24 protein-coding genes are annotated in these 19,216 nt (G+C 68.6%); 12 read left to right on the top strand and 12 right to left on the bottom strand.

Going from position 1 to position 19,216, the window contains the following annotated elements:
- Positions 1-23 precede the first annotated feature (23 nt).
- Positions 24-233, bottom strand: coding sequence for a hypothetical protein (locus tag ACIHA7_RS05655; protein ID WP_397285863.1), 210 nt, complete (start codon positions 231-233; stop codon positions 24-26).
- A 118-nt stretch (positions 234-351) separates the two neighbouring features.
- Entirely contained in the window at positions 352-561 is a 210-nt protein-coding gene (locus ACIHA7_RS05650) for a BldC family transcriptional regulator (RefSeq protein ID WP_040739417.1), read from the bottom strand.
- Positions 562-745: 184 nt separating this feature from the next.
- On the opposite strand from ACIHA7_RS05650, the gene ACIHA7_RS05645 reads away from it, so the two are divergent.
- The 5 genes from ACIHA7_RS05645 (at position 746) to ACIHA7_RS05625 (ending at position 3,653) form a co-directional block, all read left to right on the top strand.
- Positions 746-1,099 (top strand): DUF4229 domain-containing protein, encoded by a 354-nt coding sequence (locus tag ACIHA7_RS05645; protein WP_397285861.1) that lies wholly within the window; start codon positions 746-748, stop codon positions 1,097-1,099.
- Positions 1,096-2,181, top strand: coding sequence for a PLP-dependent cysteine synthase family protein (locus tag ACIHA7_RS05640; protein ID WP_397285859.1), 1,086 nt, complete (start codon positions 1,096-1,098; stop codon positions 2,179-2,181). Before ACIHA7_RS05645 ends, ACIHA7_RS05640 begins: the two co-directional genes overlap by 4 nt.
- A gap of 186 nt (positions 2,182-2,367) precedes the next feature.
- On the top strand, positions 2,368-2,589 hold the full coding sequence (locus ACIHA7_RS05635; protein WP_397285857.1) for a helix-turn-helix domain-containing protein: 222 nt from the start codon (positions 2,368-2,370) through the stop codon (positions 2,587-2,589).
- Positions 2,589-3,173, top strand: coding sequence for a Clp protease N-terminal domain-containing protein (locus ACIHA7_RS05630; protein WP_397285855.1), 585 nt, complete (start codon positions 2,589-2,591; stop codon positions 3,171-3,173). The genes ACIHA7_RS05635 and ACIHA7_RS05630 overlap by 1 nt, the downstream gene beginning before the upstream one ends.
- 93 nt (positions 3,174-3,266) lie before the next feature.
- The gene (locus ACIHA7_RS05625; RefSeq protein ID WP_397285853.1) at positions 3,267-3,653 is read left to right on the top strand and encodes a phage holin family protein; all 387 of its coding nucleotides are present in this window, start codon (positions 3,267-3,269) and stop codon (positions 3,651-3,653) included.
- A 13-nt stretch (positions 3,654-3,666) separates the two neighbouring features.
- On the opposite strand, the gene ACIHA7_RS05620 is transcribed toward ACIHA7_RS05625, so the two are convergent.
- Both ACIHA7_RS05620 and ACIHA7_RS05615 read right to left on the bottom strand, forming a co-directional pair.
- On the bottom strand, positions 3,667-4,536 hold the full coding sequence (locus ACIHA7_RS05620; RefSeq protein ID WP_397285850.1) for a 1,4-dihydroxy-2-naphthoate polyprenyltransferase: 870 nt from the start codon (positions 4,534-4,536) through the stop codon (positions 3,667-3,669).
- 90 nt (positions 4,537-4,626) lie between these two features.
- Positions 4,627-5,094, bottom strand: coding sequence for an SRPBCC family protein (locus tag ACIHA7_RS05615; RefSeq protein WP_397285847.1), 468 nt, complete (start codon positions 5,092-5,094; stop codon positions 4,627-4,629).
- Positions 5,095-5,181: 87 nt separating this feature from the next.
- Here ACIHA7_RS05615 and ACIHA7_RS05610 point away from each other — a divergent pair, with 87 nt between their 5' ends.
- Positions 5,182-8,556, top strand: a complete 3,375-nt coding sequence (locus tag ACIHA7_RS05610) for an AfsR/SARP family transcriptional regulator (RefSeq protein WP_397285845.1) — start codon at positions 5,182-5,184, stop codon at positions 8,554-8,556.
- An 89-nt stretch (positions 8,557-8,645) separates the two neighbouring features.
- Here the strand turns inward: ACIHA7_RS05610 and ACIHA7_RS05605 are convergent, their stop codons facing one another.
- Positions 8,646-9,482: an ABC transporter permease gene (locus ACIHA7_RS05605; protein WP_397285843.1), complete on the bottom strand. Its 837-nt coding sequence runs from the start codon at positions 9,480-9,482 to the stop codon at positions 8,646-8,648.
- Complete coding sequence (locus ACIHA7_RS05600; protein ID WP_397285841.1) at positions 9,479-10,465, bottom strand: ATP-binding cassette domain-containing protein; 987 nt, start codon at positions 10,463-10,465, stop codon at positions 9,479-9,481. The genes ACIHA7_RS05605 and ACIHA7_RS05600 overlap by 4 nt, the downstream gene beginning before the upstream one ends.
- Before the next feature lie 92 nt (positions 10,466-10,557).
- Between ACIHA7_RS05600 and ACIHA7_RS05595 the strand changes: the two genes are divergently transcribed.
- Both ACIHA7_RS05595 and ACIHA7_RS05590 read left to right on the top strand, forming a co-directional pair.
- A complete protein-coding gene (locus tag ACIHA7_RS05595) occupies positions 10,558-10,782 on the top strand; it encodes an antitoxin (protein ID WP_397285839.1) in 225 nt (74 codons plus the stop codon).
- Positions 10,782-11,210 (top strand): TA system VapC family ribonuclease toxin, encoded by a 429-nt coding sequence (locus tag ACIHA7_RS05590; protein ID WP_397285837.1) that lies wholly within the window; start codon positions 10,782-10,784, stop codon positions 11,208-11,210. The genes ACIHA7_RS05595 and ACIHA7_RS05590 overlap by 1 nt, the downstream gene beginning before the upstream one ends.
- 10 nt (positions 11,211-11,220) lie before the next feature.
- Here the strand turns inward: ACIHA7_RS05590 and menE are convergent, their stop codons facing one another.
- The 3 genes from menE to ACIHA7_RS05575 form a co-directional block, all read right to left on the bottom strand.
- Complete coding sequence (gene menE / locus ACIHA7_RS05585; RefSeq protein ID WP_397286537.1) at positions 11,221-12,354, bottom strand: o-succinylbenzoate--CoA ligase; 1,134 nt, start codon at positions 12,352-12,354, stop codon at positions 11,221-11,223.
- A 354-nt stretch (positions 12,355-12,708) separates the two neighbouring features.
- A complete protein-coding gene (locus tag ACIHA7_RS05580; RefSeq protein ID WP_397285835.1) occupies positions 12,709-13,101 on the bottom strand; it encodes a VOC family protein in 393 nt (130 codons plus the stop codon).
- A 1-nt stretch (position 13,102) separates the two neighbouring features.
- Complete coding sequence (locus ACIHA7_RS05575; protein WP_397285833.1) at positions 13,103-13,996, bottom strand: 1,4-dihydroxy-2-naphthoyl-CoA synthase; 894 nt, start codon at positions 13,994-13,996, stop codon at positions 13,103-13,105.
- Positions 13,997-14,089: 93 nt separating this feature from the next.
- Here ACIHA7_RS05575 and ACIHA7_RS05570 point away from each other — a divergent pair, with 93 nt between their 5' ends.
- From ACIHA7_RS05570 to menD, 3 genes are all read left to right on the top strand, one after another.
- Complete coding sequence (locus ACIHA7_RS05570; protein WP_397285831.1) at positions 14,090-14,746, top strand: PaaI family thioesterase; 657 nt, start codon at positions 14,090-14,092, stop codon at positions 14,744-14,746.
- A gap of 143 nt (positions 14,747-14,889) precedes the next feature.
- On the top strand, positions 14,890-15,336 hold the full coding sequence (locus ACIHA7_RS05565) for a DUF6918 family protein (protein ID WP_397285829.1): 447 nt from the start codon (positions 14,890-14,892) through the stop codon (positions 15,334-15,336).
- A 161-nt stretch (positions 15,337-15,497) separates the two neighbouring features.
- The gene (gene menD, locus ACIHA7_RS05560; RefSeq protein ID WP_397285827.1) at positions 15,498-17,141 is read left to right on the top strand and encodes a 2-succinyl-5-enolpyruvyl-6-hydroxy-3-cyclohexene-1-carboxylic-acid synthase; all 1,644 of its coding nucleotides are present in this window, start codon (positions 15,498-15,500) and stop codon (positions 17,139-17,141) included.
- A gap of 23 nt (positions 17,142-17,164) precedes the next feature.
- Here menD and ACIHA7_RS05555 read toward each other — a convergent pair whose 3' ends face one another.
- Positions 17,165-17,404 carry a hypothetical protein gene (locus ACIHA7_RS05555; RefSeq protein WP_397285825.1) on the bottom strand — a complete coding sequence of 80 codons (240 nt, stop codon included), beginning with the start codon at positions 17,402-17,404 and terminating at the stop codon, positions 17,165-17,167.
- A gap of 133 nt (positions 17,405-17,537) precedes the next feature.
- On the bottom strand, positions 17,538-17,774 hold the full coding sequence (locus ACIHA7_RS05550) for a hypothetical protein (RefSeq protein ID WP_397285822.1): 237 nt from the start codon (positions 17,772-17,774) through the stop codon (positions 17,538-17,540).
- Positions 17,775-18,004: 230 nt separating this feature from the next.
- Here ACIHA7_RS05550 and ACIHA7_RS05545 point away from each other — a divergent pair, with 230 nt between their 5' ends.
- Positions 18,005-18,583 (top strand): TIGR03086 family metal-binding protein, encoded by a 579-nt coding sequence (locus ACIHA7_RS05545; protein WP_397285820.1) that lies wholly within the window; start codon positions 18,005-18,007, stop codon positions 18,581-18,583.
- A gap of 12 nt (positions 18,584-18,595) precedes the next feature.
- Here the strand turns inward: ACIHA7_RS05545 and ACIHA7_RS05540 are convergent, their stop codons facing one another.
- Positions 18,596-19,213: a TetR-like C-terminal domain-containing protein gene (locus ACIHA7_RS05540; RefSeq protein WP_397285817.1), complete on the bottom strand. Its 618-nt coding sequence runs from the start codon at positions 19,211-19,213 to the stop codon at positions 18,596-18,598.
- Positions 19,214-19,216: the final 3 nt, after the last annotated feature.

The raw sequence follows: 19,216 nt of genomic DNA, 5'->3' as shown, positions 1-19,216 counted from the left end.
GAAAGGGGATCCGGGGCGAACGCTCAGCGCTCGGTGCTGCCGGGTTCTCCGTCGCGATGCTGGCGGGATAGCCGCCAGAGGAACTCCGGGTCGTCGTCCGGTCCGACGACACGCTTGCGCTGCGGTGGACGCGTAGGGCCGGCGGTCGGTCCGGCGGATTTCTCGGGGCCGAACGCTTTCCAGCACAACACCGCGACTGCCACGACCGCGATGAGTGCCAACAGGTACGTCACGTCGCTCACCTCCTGGTTACGAGGGTAGTCCCGTGCGCAACCCGCGCACACCACAGCCGGGAAATCAGGGTCACGGGTGGGCGCGGGCCCCGGCACGATGGGCCCGCGCGGCCCGCAGTCAGCGTGCGGTCGCCTCGGTGGTGAGCGACTTGAGCAGCTGCATTACCTCTGATTCGCGGAACCGGCGATGTCCGCCCGGTGTGCGCAACGATCCGAGACGCCCGGCATGGGCCCAGCGGGTGACCGTCTTGGGATCGACGTGGAACATGGCAGCAACCTGCCCTGGTGTCAGCAGGGTGTCCTGGCCGCCGACGGTGATCGCACTCATAGCAAACCTCTCCGTTCTCGACAGTTCCCTCATCAGATGGCGACATCGTTGCACTGAAACCCCTAGGTACTCGAACCACCTACTGTTGGTAAAGGGGAAGTAATAGACAAATCGGATACGCTCTACGACCTCGGCGACAGGTGTGCGCCGAGCGCGGGCAACAGCTTCGCATAGGCTGATCGACGTGAGTGACGCAACTCCACCTGATGGTGCTCCAGGACAGCAAACCGCTGGCGCGGGCCGTCGGCTCGCCCGCGATCTCGGTCTGTACACGGTGGCCAGGCTCGGCCTGGTCGTGCTGATCACCGTGCTGATCATGCTGCTGGCCAGGCTGGTGTCGGTGGACATCCCGCTGGTGGTAGCGGCGCTGTTCGCGCTGATCATCGCCATGCCGCTGTCGCTGACGCTGTTCAAACGGTTGCGCACCCGGGTCAACGAGGACATCGCGGTGGTGGACGAACGCCGCAGGCACGACAAGGCCCAATTGCGCGCCCGGCTGCGCGGCGAGGCGCCCGAGGACAATCAGGGGACATCGTGAAGTCCTGCGATCGCAGCACCCCGCGCGACTGGGTGGACAACGCGGTGCGGCTCATCGACGCCGACGCCCAGCGCAGCGCCGACACCCACCTGCTGCGCTACCCGCTGCCCGCCGCGTGGAACGTCCAGCTGTATCTGAAGGACGAATCCACCCATATCACCGGCAGTCTCAAGCATCGACTCGCCAGATCGCTGTTCCTGTACGCGATTTGCAACGGGTGGATCGATGAGGGCACCACGGTGGTCGAGGCGACCTCGGGTTCCACCGCGGTCAGCGAGGCGTATTTCGCGAAGCTGCTCGGGCTGGATTTCGTCGCGGTGATGCCGGCGAGCACCTCGCCGCAGAAGATCGCGCTGATCGAAGCGCAAGGCGGCCGTTGCCATTTCGTGCAACGACCACCCGACATGTACACCGAGGCGGCCCGCCTCGCCGCCGAATGCGGCGGCCACTTCATGGATCAGTTCACCCATGCCGAGCGGGCCACCGACTGGCGCGGCAACAACAACATCGCCGAGTCCATTTTTCAGCAGATGGCGTTGGAGACCCACCCGGTGCCGGAGTGGGTGGTGGTCGGCGCTGGTACCGGCGGCACCAGCGCCACGATCGGTCGTTACATCCGATACCGCAGGCACGCAACGAAATTGGCCGTCGTCGATCCGGAGAACTCCGCGTTCTACGGCGGCTACGAGACCGGCGACGCGGGTTACGAGACCGGAATGTCTTCGCGCATCGAGGGAATCGGGCGTCCTCGGGTCGAGCCGTCGTTCGTCGGCGAGGTGGTCGATCGGATGATCGAGGTGCCCGACGCGGGTTCGATCGCGGCGGCGCGGTACGCCAGCCGGGTGCTCGGGCGCCGGGTCGGCGGTTCCACCGGCACCAACCTGTGGGGCGTGTTCGGCATCATCGCCGAGATGCTCGCCGCCGGACGCGGCGGCAGCGTGGTCACGCTGCTGTGCGACGGCGGAGACCGTTATGCCGGTACCTATTTCGATGACGCGTGGGTCGAGTCCCAAGGCTTGAGCCTTGCCGAACCGACCGCGATTCTGGACAAGTTCGCCGCCACCGGCGAATGGGCGGGCTGAGTACCGCTCATTCGGCCGTGCTCGACGCAGGCCACTTAACGATCCATTGAAGGCCACCTTCACTCGGGAAGCGCACCCGAGCGAAGGTGGCCTTCGTGCTGTCTACCCGCTCCTTCGCTGAGCGCGAACACTCGGTGCGTCAATTTTTGTTGACAACCCTCCGCATCGTCAATCAAACTTGACGACATGACAGAAGCAACCACACTGGCGGCCGCCGCGGGCAGCCCCGACCCCGAAGTCGGGCTGCGGGCGGTGCTCGCCCTGCGGCGGCTGCTCGAACGCCTCGAGGCGATCCAGGTGGCCAACGCTCGCGAACAGGGCTGGTCCTGGCAGGCGATCGCGGAGGCGCTCGAGGTCAGCAAGCAGGCAGCCCACCAGAAGCACAACCGGAAAGGCAGGAACCACTGATGTTCGAACGGTTCACCAAGTCGGCGAGGATGGCCGTCGTGTCCGCCCAGGAGGACGCGCGAGCATTGCGCTCCTCGTCCATCGAGGTCCAGCACGTGCTGCTCGGCCTGCTGTCGCAGAGCGAGGACGACGTGCGGGCGCTACTGGCCGACGCGGGCATCACGCACGACAGTGTGAAGAGCGCACTGGCCAAGCGCGGAAAAGGCGAACCGCTGGGCGAGCAGGACGCCGAGGCGTTGCGTTCGATCGGCATCGATCTCGACGCCGTGCGAGAGACACTGGCCGAGAACTTCGGCGAGGACGCCCTCGATCGCGCGGCACCACAGGAGGAGCGGCGCGGACTGTTCGGCTGGGGCCGCGGCGGCGACTTCGGGCACATCCCCTTCACGCGGGAGTCGAAAAAGGTGCTCGAGCTGTCGCTGCGGGAAGCACTGGCGCGCAAGGACAAGACCATCGAAACCGGGCATCTGCTGCTCGCGATCCTGCGCGCCCCCAATCAAACGACCTTCGACCTACTCGGTGGCTCCGACCGGATCCACCAGTTGCGGCCGAAGGTGCTCGCGCTGCTCGATCGCGCGGCCTGAAGCGGCGGACAGGCGCAGCGCATCACGCGCTGCAGTCCGGCGTCGGCCGCGTCGGGCCGCGCGCAGGGCGGGTACTCGCCTTAGCATGAGCGCATGCAGCTTCTGATTCGGTTGGTCATCAACGCGGTAGCGATCTGGCTTGCCGCCGCCTGGGTCGACAAGATCGACATCATCAGTCCGGCGGAGAACGGCAACGGCGGCAAGATCCTCGTCCTGCTCGCCGTCGCCGTGGTGTTCACGGTGGTGAACGCGCTGGTCAAACCGATCGTCAAGCTACTGTCGCTGCCGCTGGTGATCGTCACGCTCGGCCTGTTCCTGCTGGTGATCAACGCGCTCATGCTGTGGCTGACCGCGAAGATCACCGAGACCACCGACTACGGCCTGCGCGTGGACGGCCTCTGGGCGGCGATCATCGGTGGCCTGATCGTCTCGATCGTCAACTGGGTCCTCGGCATTCTCGTCCCGGACGGTGACGACTAGCTCACTCGCCAGGTCACCCGAAGCTGATGGCCAGGGCGGTGAGTGCCGACCAGGCGAGCATCGCCAGGCCGGAGTCGCGCAGCGCCGGAATGAGTTCCAGGCCACCCTTGCCGGACCGGACCGGGGCGTTGGCGCGCACCGCGAGCGGGATGGCGACCAGCCCGACCAGGGCGAACGGGGTGCGCGCCACCAGCAGCAGGGTGCCGAGGAACGGGACGGTCAGCAGGGCGAGCTGCAGCGTCCTGGTGCGCGGGTCACCGAGCTTGACGGCGAGGGTGACCTTTCCCGATTGCGAGTCGGTCGGGATGTCGCGCAGGTTGTTCGCGACGAGTACCGCGCTGGAGAACGCGCCGACCGAGACCGCGAGCACCGCACCGGCCCAGTCGATCCGCTCCGCCTGCACGAACTCGGTGCCGAGCACGCCGATCAAGCCGAAGAACACGAACACCGCGATCTCACCGAATCCGCTGTAGCCGTAGGGCTTGCTGCCGCCGGTATAGAACCAGGCGCCGGCCAGGCAGGCCACGCCGACGAGCAACAGCCACCAGGCCGTCGTCGCCGCGAGTACGAGGCCGACTATCGCCGCGATGCCCAGGCTCAGCATGGCCGCGTTGCGCACTGCGGCGGGTGACGCGAGCCGCTGCCCGACCAGGCGCACCGGGCCGACCCGGACGTCGTCGGTGCCGCGAATGCCGTCGGAGTAGTCGTTGGCGTAGTTGACGCCGATGATCAGGGCCAGCGAAACCAGCAGCGCCAGAACGGCTTTCCACCACACCGCGCCGTCGAGCGAGGCGGCGGCGCCGGTGCCTGCCAGCACCGGGGCGATTGCGTTCGGCAGGGTGCGTGGACGCGCGCCCTCGATCCATTGCGCTGCAGTAGCCATGCCCGCAGCATAATGTCGCGCCCGGACTCAGGCCGCTCAGAGCCCGCGCTCGGCCTGGTCCGGCGCCGCTCGCCTGCTGCTGTCGCCCGCTCAGCGCCCGTTGGCCTCGGCGACCGCTTTCAACCGGGCGAGCCCCTTCTCGAAGTCCTTGCCGACGATCCGGTCGGTCGGGATGACCTTCGACAGCACGCGCATCAAGCCCCGCTGTTCGCCGGTCATCCGCCAGACCACCTCGGTGGCACCGGACTCGGTCGGGTTCAGCTCGAACACGACCTGATTGGTGGCCTTCCACGGCTTCTCGAAGATCAGCCGGATACCGATCTCGCGCTCGGCGCTCGCGATGATCTCCATGTTTCCGCTGCCGACCTTGCGGTCACCGACCCAGGCGTAGGTGGCGCCGACGCCGGCATCCGGCCCGGAGTAGGTGCGCTGCAGCTGCGGATCGATGTCCTCCCACGGCGACCATTTGGTCCACTCGTGCAGGTTATCGATCAGCCCGTGAATCCGCGACGGCTCGGCCGAGATCACGGCCTGCCGGACCACTTCGAACTCAGCCATGCGGACAGCGTAGGCGAACGACCACTGGAAATGGGGTGAAAAACCATGTCGGCTCGGTCGGCGCCGCTCGCATACGATGGCCGCGGGATGTTGTCGGATCAGAGCGGCCCGAACGGTCGCGGTCAACTGTTGCGGGCGCCCGCAGGGGACCCGGTGGTGGTCGCCCTGCTGGGCGAAGTCGCCCTGCGCCGAGACGGCGCGCTCACCCCGCTACCCGGGGCGCGTTCGCGCCTGCTGCTCGCCGCCTTGGCGCTGCGGCCCGGCCGTAGCCGCAGCGCCCAGTCCCTGATCGACGACGTGTGGGGCGAGCAGCCGCCACGCGCGCCGATGAACGCACTGCACACCCAGGTATCCCGGCTGCGTTCCGCACTGCCGGACGGTGCGCTCGAGATCGGGCCCGCCGGATACCGGTTGACCTTGCCCGGTGACCAGGTGGACCTGACGCGCGTCGCCGAACTCGGGCAGCGGGCCCGGGCCTGCCGGACCGCGGGCGACGACGCCGGCTGCCTCGAGCTGGTTGCCCGGGCACGCGCGCTGTGGCGTGGCGAACCCGGCGCCGACCTGCCGCCCGGCGAGGTCGCCGACGCACTGGATGCCGCGGCGACGAGCAGGCTGGCCGAACTCGACACACTCGAGATGGGGGCCCGCGAGTCGATCGGCGACCTCGACGGTGCGTTGCGGATCGCTCGGCTCCGGGCCGAGGTCAACCCGGTGGACGAGTCGGCTCAGCTGGCGGTGATGCGGCTGCTCGTCGCGGCGGGTCGAGCCAACGAGGCTCTGGAATCGTTCGCCGCCTTTCGGATTCGGTTGGTCGAGCACCTCGGCGCGGACCCCGGGCCCGCGCTCGTCGAGCTGAACACGGCGATCCTGCGCGGAGAACCCAATGGTTCCGCGGTCCGCTCCGGCAGCGAAGGTGTGCCGCGGACACCCGGTCTCCCAACACTTTCCGGCAACGGCGGTCCCACACCACTCGACGCGACCACCGAGTTCGGTGTGCCCACGGCGATCGGCCTGCGAGCGGCGCCCAACGCGCTGCTCGGCCGCGAGGACGATCTGGCTGCGCTCGACACCCTGCTGCGCACGTCCAGGGTGACAACCGTGCTCGGCCCAGGCGGGTCGGGAAAGACGCGTATCGCCAACGAAGTCGGCGCCCGCGTCGCGGGCAGCCGCCGCGTGGTGCTGGTGGAACTGGCCTCGCTCCGGGCCGACGCCGCCGATGCCCCGGTCGAGATCGAGGCCGCGATCAGTGCCGTGCTCGGACTGAGCGACCTGACATACGGCACCACCAGTTTGATCAGCCGCATCGACGCCCGTAAACGCCTGCACGAAGCCGTGTCCGCGCGCCCCATGTTGTTGATCCTGGACAACTGCGAGCATGTGATCGATGCCGTCGCGGTGGTGGTCGCCGACCTGATCGGTGCCGCCGATCGGCTGACCGTGCTGACCACCAGCCGGGCGCCGTTGATGATCACCGCCGAAACCGTCTACCCGCTACCGTCGTTGACCATCGACCCCGCCGGGTCGCCCGCGACGGAGTTGTTCGCGGCGCGGGCCAGGTCGATCCGCCCCGGCGTGCGGCTCGACCCCGACGCGGTCGCGCAGCTGTGCCACACCCTCGACGGACTGCCGTTGGCCATCGAATTGGCCGCCGCGCGGGTCCGCGCGATGAGCGTGGAGGAGATCAATCTGGGCCTGGCCGACCGGTTTTCGCTGCTGCGCCATGGCGATCGCAGTTCACCGGAGCGCCACCGCACTTTGCATGCGGTCATCGACTGGAGCTGGAATCTGCTGGATACGGCGCAGCAGGCGGCCCTGCGCCGATTGTGCCGATTCCCAGCCGGTTTCACCTTGTCCGCCGCCGAAGTGGTTGCGGGCGGCCCCGAGATCGACGACGTCGCCGCGGCGGTGGACGGTTTGGTGAACCAGTCGCTGCTCACCGTGCTGGACGAGGACGCACTCGGCACTCGCTACCGCATGCTGGAGACGGTTCGCGAATACGGTGAGGAACAACTGGCCGCCCAACCGGGCGAAGCCGACCTGGTGACCGCTCGAATGATGGCCTGGGCCAGGGCGTACGCCGTCGACGTGGTGGCCGGGTATGCGACCGGTGACCAGGTGCGGCTCGCGCTGTCGGTGGCCACCGAGCTGGACAATCTGCTCGCGACGCTGCGCGCCGCGATCGACAAGCAGGACGCCGACACCGCATACACCGTCTTTCCGGTCGTCGCCGGCCTGTGGATGCTGCGCGGTTCGCACATGGAGGTGATCGCCTGGGCCAGGCGGATCGCCCCACTCGAGCCGGACGCGAACAGCCCGGACGCGCCACCCGCCGATCTGCTGCTGATGAGTTATCAGACGATGTGCCTGCACTTCACCCACCTCAGTGGCGCGGTGCGCGAGCTGGCCCGGATGCGCACCCGGGTGCGCCGAATGCACAGCGGCCACACTGATCTCAGCCCTAGCCTCCGCTTCGTCAACGGCCTCGTGCTGTGCAGGCCCGACGGCCGCGGCCTGGCCCGGTTGATCGCGCGGGCCGTGCGGTCCCCGGATGCCGAAACCCGGGGCAGCGCGCTGCTGTTGCGCGCGAACATCAAGGAGAACCTCGGCGACGTGCGCGGCTCGACGGTGGACGCGGTCCGCGCGCAGGACATCTTCGGGCCGGAGAACGTGTGGAACGCGGCCATGGTGAGCAGGCACCTCGGCCAGGTGTACGGACAGATCGCGGAGTACGCGAAAGCGGTTGTGCACTACCACCGTTCGCTCGACATGCTGCAACGGCTCGGTGCCTACGAGGACACCGTCGAGACCCGCAGCATGCTGGTCGCCGCGCTGTTGGGGGCGGGCGAACTGGCGGCGGCCGAGCACGAGCTCGACCTTGCTTTCGGCTCATCCGAAGGCGAGAACTCGGTGCAGGGGAAGAACCATCTGCTCGGTGCCGTCATGCACAGTGCCGCCGAGGTGGCGCTCGGCAAGGGGGATGTCGCGGAGGGTCTGCACCGCTACGACCGGGCATTGGAGCTCGGCGGCTGGCCGGATATCGACAGCGGTCCGGGGCAAGGCCTGCTCATGCTCGCCGCTTCGGCCGTCGACGCGCGGGTGCTGTACGGCGCGGCCGAGACGGCAGGGGAGTTGGTCGAGCAACTGATCGAGCGGGCGCCGGCGATGATGGTGCAGTACACCGATCTGCCGCAGATCGGCGGTATCGCCTGCGCCGTCGGCTCGTATGCGATCGCCACCGGGCAGGATGTGGTCCGCGGGCTGGAGTTGGTGGCCTTGGCGCCGAATGTGTACTGCCGCCAGGACTATCCGTCCATGCGCTGGTCGACCCACGCCGAGCTGGCCGGCAGGCTGCTCGGTGCGGACCGGTTCGCGCAGGCGCGGGCGGCGGCGGTCGAGCTGCGCAGGCAGGCGTCGGCTGAGCGAATCATGCAGCTACTGCGTGAGTTTCAGAACACGCGCTGATCCGGCGCTGGCTGTCTGTTCGAGGTACCGACGACGCAACGCCGGGCGACCACTGTCGACCGGCGCTGCGTCCCTTCGGTTTTCGGCTGTCATGCCCGGCGCATGTACGCCTTGACGGCGAGCGGGGCGAAAACGGCGATCACCACCACCGCGCCGATCAGCGACCAGGCCAGGTTGGGGCCGTAGACGTTGCCGTTCATCAGGTCCTGGCACGCGTTCACCATGTAGTACACGGGATTGACGTGGTTCACCCCTTGCAACCAGCCCGGCATCGTGTGCACCGGCGCCAGCGCGCCGGACATGAACGTCAGCGGGAACATGATGATCATCGAAATGCCTTGCACGCTCGAGGCACTCTTGCCGGTGACACCGACCAGCGCCCAGATCCAGCTGACCGCGAACGAGCACACGATGATCACCAGGGCGGCGGCGACCACACCGGCGAAGCCGCCGCCGGGCCGGTAACCGATGCACAGGCCGACCACAATGGTGAGCACCGTCGCGATCGTGTAGCGCACCATGTCGGCGATGAGCGCACCGGCCAGCGCCGAAATGCGGGCGATCGGCAGGGATTTGAACCGATCGAAGACGCCCTTGTCCATGTCCTCGCGCAACTGGGTACCGGTGACGACCGAGGTCAGGATCACCGTCTGCACCAGGATGCCAGGGATGAGGGTCGGCAGATAGTCGTGCACGCTGCCGCCGATCGCGCCACCGAAGATGTAGGCGAACAACGCGGTGAACAGGATCGGCTGCACCGTCACGTCGAACAGCTGTTCCGGGTTGTGCTTGATCTTGAGCAGGCCGCGGTAGGCCATCGTGAACGAGGTTTCGACGGTGCGGCGCAACGAGAGATGGTTGCTGACCGCGGGAATGTTGACCGGCGCCACGCGGCGCGTCGTGGCGGGTGCGGTGATCGTGGTCATGCCGCGCTCCGTTCGGAATCGTTGTCGGCGGCCGGGTGGCCGGTGATGGTGAGGAAGACCTCGTCGAGACTGGGCTTGCTGACGGTGATCTCGTCGACGCCGATCTCCCGCTCGCGTAGGCGAATCAGCAGATCGGCGGTCACCCCGGCGTCGCGCAGCGGTGCGGTGAGCCGGCCGGCCTCGGGGGTGACCACGGTGTCCACGCCGAGGAATTCGCTGACGATGCGGCGGGCCGCGTCGAGATGATCGCGGTCTACCAAAGTCAGGTGCAGTGAGGAGCCGCCGACCGAGGCCTTGAGCTCGTCGGCGGTGCCGTCGGCGATCACCCTGCCGTGGTCGATCACCGCGATGCGGTCGGCCAGTTGGTCGGCCTCGTCGAGGTATTGGGTGGTCAGCAGCACCGTGGTGCCGCCGCGGACCAGCCTGCGAATGGTCTCCCACATCTGGGCGCGGGTGCGCGGGTCGAGTCCGGTGGTCGGCTCGTCGAGGAACAGCAGCGGCGGCGTCGCGATCAGGCTGGCGGCGAGATCGAGCCTGCGCCGCATGCCGCCGGAGAAGTTCTTCAGCGGCTTGGCCGCCGCCTCGACCAGGTCGAACTCCTCGAGCAACTCGACGGTCTTGCGGCGGGCATCGGTGCGGCTGAGGCCGAGCAGGCGGGAGAACAGGATCAGGTTCTCGGTGGCCGACAGGGCCTCGTCGACCGAGGCGTACTGCCCGGTGACGCCGACGAGGGAGCGCACGGCCGTCGGTTCGGCGACCACATCGTGGCCGAAGATGCGGGCGCTGCCGCCGTCCAGGCGAAGCAAGGTGGCCAGCATCTTGATGGTCGTGGTCTTGCCCGCGCCGTTCGGTCCGAGCACGCCGTAGACCGAGCCCTGCGGCACCGCCAGGCTCACCCCGTCGACGGCGCGCTGGTCTCCGAACACCTTGACCAGCTCGTCCGCCTCGACGGCGAGTGCTGAAGTGGGTGTGAATGAAGTCATGGGAATGACTGTGCGGCCCCCTTCTTGCACGACCCTTGCACGGCAGTGGCGCAAGCATTGCATCAGATGTGATTCCGAGTAGCATCAGATGCATGCGGACGACAATAGATATCGACGCGGTTGTCTTGGAACAGCTGCGGCGTCGAGCCAAACAGGAGCGGAAGACGTTGGGGCAATTGGTCTCCGAACTGCTCGCTCGTGCGCTCGCGGAGGACGAGCAGGTGGTCGCCGCCGATATCGCTTGGCCGAGCGCGACTCTGGGCCTGCGGGTCGATATCGAGGACAAGCACGCGCTGTACGCAGCACTGGATGCCTGATGTCGCGCACCGTCGACACCAACGTCCTGATCTGTGCCTCGGATGCCGGCTCGCCGGTGCACCGGCAGGCTGCCGCGCTGGTGCGAGATCTGCTGCGTGGGCCGGAACTGACCACCCTGTTCTGGCCCGTCTTGCAGAGCTACCTGCGCATCGTCACGCACCCGACGATCTGCTCGTCGCCGCTACCGATCGCGACGGCACACCAGGCGGTCGAGGCGGTGCTGGCGTCGCCGTCGATCCGGGTGGTCGCCGAGGGCGAGAACTTCTGGCGCTGCTACCGCCAGGTCGGCGGCGGACGCGGCAACGACGTGCCCGACGCGGTGATCGTCGCACTCATGCTCGAGCACGGCGTATCGACGATCTACAGCCGGGACAGGGACTTTCGGAAGTACCCGGCCATCTCCGTCCGCGACCCGTTCGTGGACTGAGCCGGCCGGGTCAGCGCGCCGAGTCGGCGAGCAGGTTCTCCCGCAGCAAGGTGCGGTCGGGCTTGCCCGGCCCGCGCATCGGAATCTCGTCGACCAGGGTGAGTTCGCGCGGGGCCGCGATGGAGTCGAGTTCGGCCACGACGAATTCGCGCAGTTCCTCGAGCGTCGGTACCGCTCCTGGCGCGGGAACCACCACGACCGCGACCCGCTGGCCGAGGCGCTCGTCCGGCAGGCCGAGCACGACGCACTCGCGGATGGCCGGATGGTTCATCAGCACGGCCTCGACGACCTGCGGAATCACCAGGAGCCCGCCGGTCATGATCGCCTCGTCCAGTCGGCCGGTGATGCGCAGCCTGCCGTTGTCGAAGACGCCCGCGTCCTCGGTGCGGAACCAGCCGGGCTCGGCGAAGGCGGGATGGCCCGGCTGGCCGCGGTAGCCGGAGGCGATCATCGAGCCGCCGAGCAGCACCCGGCCGTCCTCGATACGGACCTGCGTGCCGTCGAGCGGGATGCCGTCGTACACGCACCCACCGCAGGTCTCACTCATGCCATAGGTGCGAACAACGTTGATGCCGGCCGCTTTCGCGCGCTCGTACACCGGCGGCGGTGTGGCCGCACCGCCGACGAGAACGCCGTCCAATGCGGCGAGCGCCGCCGCGGCGACGGGCGCGTCGAGCGCCTTGATCAGCTGGGTCGGCACCAGCGCGGTATAGCGCCGCTCGCCGCGCATGCTCGACACGGCACCCGCCAGCGCCTCGGGCAGGAAGCCACCCGACACATCGAGGATGGTGGGCTGGGTGCCGGCCAGGATGCTGCGCAGTAGCACCTGAATCCCCGCGATGTGGTGCGTCGGCAGAGCAAGCAGCCAACTACCCGGACCGCCGAGACGGTCGTGCGTCGCGGTACCGCTGGCCCGCAGCGCGGCCGCGCTGAGCATGGCGCCCTTGGGCACACCGGTGGTGCCGGAGGTGGTCACCACCAGCGCGACCTCGTCATCGATCGTCTCGCCCGGTGCCAGCGCGTCACTGAGACGCCTGGCCTCGCGGCGGTCGCTGGTCGGGATCGGCAGCCACGCGGGGCCATTGCCCTCCAACGCTTCTCGCAGATGCGGAAGCACCTCGCCCGCACCGGAGCCGGTGGGCATAGGCAACGTGCGAAGCGTGCGACTCACGACTTAACCCTAAAGGTGCCAAGACCCCTGTTGGGCCTACTCACAACCCCACTGCGCTCGCTCACGTCAGCGATCGTGTCATGGCCGCGTCGCCGAACGCGGAACGGGTGGTCGGTTTGCGGGGGCGGCGCGAGACATGTGCGGCCGCCCCCAGGAAATGGGGCTCAGGTACGCCAGGCATCGAGACTGCGATTCACTCGTCGGACGGGTTACGCATGGTGGCCGGGCCGGACATCGGCGGTCGGGGGCCTTCCGAGCGTTATCGTCCTCGCCGTCGCGCGCCTTGGCAACTCGGTGCGGTCATCGACCGCGCATACACAGGCAATGTCACTCCGGTGACCAGCGCGGATCCCGCCGGATCGGATGCGAGGGCGGCACCTCGACGAGCACGATCGGCACCCCATCAGGGTCGCGCACCCACATCTCGATCAGCCCCCACGGCTCCTGCACGGGCGCCCGGTCGAGGGGAATGCCTTTCACCGCGAGTTCCGCGGCCGCGTCCGCGACGTCGCGCACCTGCAGCCAGATCGCACCCTGGAAGGGCGACGACTCGCCGGATCCGCCGTGCGCGGCCACCTCGATCAGCGACTGCCCGGCGAAGAACACCGTGCCGCCCGGATACTCGCGCGCGATGGCCAGCCCGAGCCCATCGCGATAGAAGTCGAGGGCCCGCTGGTAGTCGGCGGGCCGCAGGATGATGCGGCTGTTGAGGATGTCCATGTCAGAAGTACCAGGGGTAGGGGGTCCAGTCGGGCTTGCGCTTCTCCAGGAACGCGTCACGGCCCTCGACGGCCTCGTCGGTCATGTAGGCCATCCGCGTCGCCTCGCCCGCGAACAATTGCTGGCCGACCAGACCGTCGTCGAGCAGGTTGAACGCGTACTTGAGCATGCGCTGCGCCTGCGGTGACTTGCCGTTGATGTCGGCGGTCCATTCCAGCGCAACATTTTCCAGCTCGGCGTGGTCGACAACCTTGTTCACCGCGCCCATCTGGTGCATCTCCTCGGCGGTGTACGGCCGGCCGAGGAAGAAGATCTCGCGGGCGAACTTCTGGCCAACCATTTTCGCGAGATAGGCGCTGCCGTAACCGCCGTCGAAGCTGCCGACGTCGGCGTCGGTCTGTTTGAACCGGGCGTGTTCGCGGCTGGCCAGTGTGAGGTCGCAGACCACGTGCAGGCTGTGCCCGCCGCCCGCGGCCCAGCCGTTCACCAGCGCGATCACCACCTTCGGCATGAACCGGATCAGCCGCTGCACCTCGAGGATGTGCAACCGGCCCGCCCGCGCCTGGTCGACGGTGTCCGCGGTGTCGCCGCTGGCGTACTGGTAACCGTTGCGGCCGCGGATGCGCTGGTCGCCGCCGGAGCAGAAGGCCCAGCCGCCGTCCTTCTCGCTGGGGCCGTTGCCGGTGAGCAGTACCGCGCCGACGTCCGGGGTCATCCGCGCGTGGTCGAGTGCTCGGTAGAGCTCGTCGACCGTATGCGGGCGAAACGCGTTGCGTACCTCCGGTCGATCGAACGCGACACGGACCGTGCCCTGTTCGAGGTGCCGGTGGTAGGTGATGTCGGTCAGATTCTCGAACCCGGGGACGGGCCGCCACAACTTCGGATTGAACGTCACCCCAGTGATTATTGCCTTCGGCGCGCAGGCGGCTTATCCAGTGTCCGAAGTGTCCCGACTTGACGGTGTAAAACAAGGGATTACCGTGCAGGTATGAGTGAGCGAGTGAAACCGGTTATCGACCGCAGTGCGGTGGACGAGTCCCGGTACGAGAAACACGGGGGATTTCCGAAGGTGTCCCGCGCGAAGATCGGGCGCAACTTCGCCCCGTTCGTCGAGGCCATGCGCACCCTGCAGGATCTCGCGGTTTCCGTAGACGCGCCCGACGAGGTCTTCGGTGACGCGCTCGCCCAGGCCGAGCAGCTGATCGCGCTGTTGGATCCGTACCGCGCGCCCGAATTGCAGGGGCCTGCGGGCCGGGCCGTCGAGCTGCCCGGCCGCGGCAGCCTGCTGTTGCTGCCGTGGCGAGTCGTCGAGGCGGGTCCGGACGGCATCCGGATGACCGGCGAGTTCCGCCGTTTCCACCTCGGCGGCAACGGCGCGGCGCACGGCGGCGTGCTGCCGCTGCTGTTCGACGATCTGCTCGGCATGATCGTGCACTACGCCGGGCGGCCGATCAGTCGTACCGCGTATCTCCATGTGAATTACCGCAAGATCACCCCGCTGGAGACGCCGCTGGCCGTGCGCGGGCGGGTCGATCGGATCGAGGGTCGCAAGACCTTCATCACCGCGGAATTGCTCGATGAGCAGGGAAATGTGCTCGCCGACTGCGAGGGATTGATGGTCCAGTTGCTGCCGTGGCAGCCATGAGCGACCGTCCGGTCTGTATTTGCGGTGGCGCAGGCCACGTTTCGGACGAACCGCGTTAGCGGGTGAGTGCCGCGACCAGTTGCGTGGGGATGCGTATAGTTGCGCCTGCTCGTTCATCGAAACCTATTCCGGAGGACCTGAAAGTGGTTGCAGCACTGTCTGAATCCCTGCTCGACGACGCCAAGCGCCCGGCTTTCCTTGCCGATGCCGTCGAGGTTCTTGATGCCGAGGTCTCGGACAAGGGTGGTGCGTCCGGCCTGGCTGTGAAGGGTGGCTACGCGGCGGTCAAGAAGATCAGCCCGTCGATCGTGCCCGACGCCCTGGAGTCGTTGGCGCCCAAACTCGTTGCGCAGCTGGACCCGTTCTGGCAGGAATACACCGCTTCGGGGTCCGGCACGTTCGGCGATCTGCTGGTCGCCAAGTCCGATGAGGTTGCCGAGGCCTTGCTCTCGGTCACCGACGCCCGCGCCGAAGCCTCCACCCGGCCCGCGCTGAAGAAGGTCTACTCGTCGATGCGTTCGTCGGCGAAGAAGAACGTCATCGAGGCGCTGCCGCGCGTCGGCGACCTGATTCAGAAGCACGCCAACTGAATCGACACCGTGCACGTCGAACGCGTCGCACATCGACCGGCCGCCCGCGGCCGTACTCTTCGATGTGCGGCGCGTTCTGCCGTGCACGGGAGTGGCACACCCGCTGCGGGTGTGAGCAGGGCGACGAAGACGGGACGCGCACTGTCTGAGAGGCTGGAGAGGTGAACCCGTCTACAGCACAAGCGCAGGTCGTGGTGGACGAACTCGCGCGTGGGGGTGTGCGCGACGTCGTCCTGTGTCCCGGTTCGCGCAACGCGCCGCTGGCCTTCGCGCTGCAGGCCGCCGACGCCGCCGGTCGGCTGCGGCTGCACATGCGCATCGACGAGCGGACGGCCGGTTTCCTCGCCATCGGCTTGTCGGTGGCCAGCCGCCTGCCGGTGCCCGTCGTGATGACCTCGGGTACCGCGGTGGCCAATCTCGGCCCGGCCGTGCTGGAGGCCAATTACGCGCGCATTCCACTGGTGGTGCTCAGCGCCAACCGGCCCTACGAGATGCTCGGTTCCGGCGCCAACCAGACCGTGGAACAGCTCGGGCTGTTCGGTAGCCAGGTTCGTGCCACCATCAGCCTCGGCCTCGCCGAGGAGGAGGCCGAGACCGCCGACTGCGTGGCGTACGGCCACCAGAACAGCCAGTGGCGCTCGGCCGTCTGCCGGGTGCTCGCGGCGGCGCGCGGCACCCGCTCCGGCAACGCGGGCCCGGTGCACTTCGACATCCCGCTGCGGGAACCACTGGTACCGAATCTGGCCCCGGGGGAGACGGCCCCGGATGGCCGCGCGGACGACCAGGCGTGGACTCGAACCCAGTACGCCACGCTCGACGTGCCGCTGGATCTCGATCTCACCCCCGACACCGTCGTCATCTCCGGACACGGCGCCGGGCTGCGGCCGGAGCTCGCCGACCTGCCGACGGTCGCCGAACCCACCGCCCCGATGCACGGCCCCGCCCTGCATCCGCTCGCACTGCCGCTGCTGAAGCCACGCCAGGCCATCATCACCGGACGGCCGACACTGCACCGCCAGGTCTCCAAAGTCCTTGCCGACCCGGCTGTTCGGGTCTACGCGCTCACCACCGGCCCGCGTTGGCCCGACGTCTCCGGCAATGTGCTCGGCACCGGCACCAGGGCGGTCACCACCGGCGCACCGCGCCCGGAGTGGCTGGCCTACTGCCGCGAACTCGACGCGAAGGCCAATCAGGTGGTGCGCGAGGAGCTCGACCGGCACCCCAAGCCGACCGGCCTGCACGTGGCCGCCGTGGTGATGAACGCGCTGCGCGACGGCGACCAGCTGCTGCTCGGCGCCTCCAATCCGGTGCGCGACGCCGCGCTGGTGTCGCATCCGCGGCCGGGCATCAGGGTGCTGTCCAACCGAGGTGTCGCGGGCATCGACGGCACCGTGTCCACGGCGGTCGGGGCGGCGCTACGGCACGAGGGCCGCACCGTCGCGCTGATCGGCGACCTGACCTTCCTGCACGACGCCTCCGGCCTGCTGATCGGCCCCGGCGAGCCACGCCCCGCCGATCTGACCATCGTGGTGGCCAACGACGACGGCGGCGGCATCTTCGAACTGCTCGAGCAGGGCGACCCGCAGTACGCGGGCGTCTTCGAGCGCGTCTTCGGCACCCCGCACGGGATGGATCTGGCCGCGCTGTGTGCGGCCTATCGCATCCCGCATCGGCAGGTCGATCCGGCGCAGCTGGCCGTCGAGCTGGCAGGCAACGCACACGGCACCCGGGTGCTCGAGGTGGCTACCGAGCGTTCCAGCTTGCGCGAGCTGCACGCGACGGTGCGGGCCAAGATCGGCCCCTGAGCCGACCTGCTCGGGTGCCGCGCTCAGGCAGGATCCGGCTCGTCGTCGAGAGGGACGGGAATCGACTGCTCGAACACGTCGGCCGGGTCGGCGTCCCAGGCGTCGCGGGCGACGGTCCGGGCAATCTCCTGGTCTATCACGCCGTCCTCTTCGAGTCCGTCATCGACGTAGCCCGCCTCGTCCGGGTAGGCGGGGATGGACTGTTCGGCCAGGTCGGCCTCGGGAACGGCGTTCATCTCGGTGGACGTGCTGCGATCGGTCATCGTGCGCTCCTCTCCGCAGTGGGTCTCGGTCGAGGCGTACCCAGTTGTGGCGCGCCACAATCAAGGCGGACAACAGTCCAGCACTGTCGAGCATGCGCCAGGTCCGGTCACTGAGCAACCCCGCGGCGTCCGGTTACTCGCCGTCGAGCGGGCCGGTGCCGTCGGCCGGATATTCGACCAGGGCCAGCGTCCGGCCTGCCATGAATCGGGCGGTCCGCACCGCCGTGCCGGTCCGCGTCACCTCGCTGACCTCGACTACACCGCGCGCGATGCGTACCTCGACTCGGCGCCCCGCGCGGGTGGCGGCCACTTCATAACTGCGAGACCCGTCGCCGAAGTCGACAACGATCTCTACTCGATCACCCTTCATCTACCAATTGTCCGCTTTTCCAGCGCTTTTCGCGGTCACGACTTGGTCGCGGCGCACGTGGACGGGCGGAGTCGGACGGGCCTGGTAGCCGGGCGAATTCGGCCGCCGACCCGCGGCGCCGCGAGGGGCTCCGGTGGACCGGCGGCCTGCGCGCCGGAGCGGACCGATGAATCCCGCTGCGCCGCCCCGTCTGCACAAGAGGAGCCGTCCGCATCTGCCCAGGAGAACCCATGAATCCGGAGTTCGATTTCGAACCGGCCGCCACCGCACTCGAGGCCGTAGTCGCCCGCATCACCGATGCGCAGCTCGGCAACGCGACGCCGTGCGCGGACACCACCGTGCGCGATCTGCTCGCCCACGTCGTCGACCTGACCGAGGCGTTCCGCCAGGCGGCGACGAAGGAGGCGGTCGGCGGGTCGGTCGCACCCACCGTGGGGGAGGAGCGCGCGCTGGCCGGCGATTGGCGCACGCGCATTCCCGCGCAACTGAAGGCGCTGGTCGCCGCGTGGCGTGAGCCGGGCGCCTGGGACGGCGTGACGGAGGCGGGCGGGGTCAGCGAGCAGGCGCCGGTGATGGCCATGATCGCGCTCGACGAGCTGGTCGTGCACGGCTGGGATCTGGCCGAGGCCACCGGTCAGCCGTTCACTGCGACCGCCGCCGATCTGGCCATCCTGCTCGACCTGCTCCGCGAGACCCCGTCCGAGGGCACCCCAGGTCTCTTCGGTCCGGTGCTCCAGGTCCCTGCCGAGGCCTCCGCGCTCGACCGGGTGCTCGCGCTCACCGGTCGCAGCGCCGCTTGGGCCGGGTGACGCGAGCGCGGCTCACTGTTCGACGACGAATATGCCTGCGGCAACCGCGGTTACGGCGGCTCGGGCGGCGGACGTCACGACGCGATCGTCGATCGGGTCGCCGCTGGCGAGCATGCGGTAGTACAGCGGCGCCGACACCGCCGAGAGCACCGCGCGGGGATCGGTGCCCGGTGGCGCCTCGCCGCGTGCCACGGCCCGCTCGACACAGGGCGACCATTCGGTGAGCCGGACGTCGTAGAAGCGGCGCAGGGCCGCGGCGGCGGCCTCGTCACAGGTGGCCGCGGCGATCACGGCCTGAAAGAGCCTGCCCTGCCGACGATCGGTGAGGGTCTCGGCGACCAGGCGGGCGTTGGCGGTGAGGTCGCCGAGCAGCGAGCCGGTGTCGGCGTGCGGCAGCGACTGCTCGGCCATGTCGGCCAGCAGGTCGGTGACCAGACCGGTGGGGTTGCGCCAGCGGCGGTAGACGGTGGTCTTGCCGACCTCGGCGGCGGCCGCGACCTCGGCGAGGTCCAGGTGCGCGAAGCCGCGCTCGGCGAGGAGGTCGCCCGCGACCTGCAACACGGATTCGCGGACCCGAGCGGTGCGTCCACCTGGGCGGATCGAGCCTGGAACCGCCTCGTCTCCAGTCATAAT

The organism is Nocardia sp. NPDC052316, assembly GCF_044547795.1.
Lineage (GTDB): Bacteria > Actinomycetota > Actinomycetes > Mycobacteriales > Mycobacteriaceae > Nocardia.
Note: the sequence above shows the minus strand (reverse complement) of the source record. Positions and strands in the feature narration are given on the sequence as shown.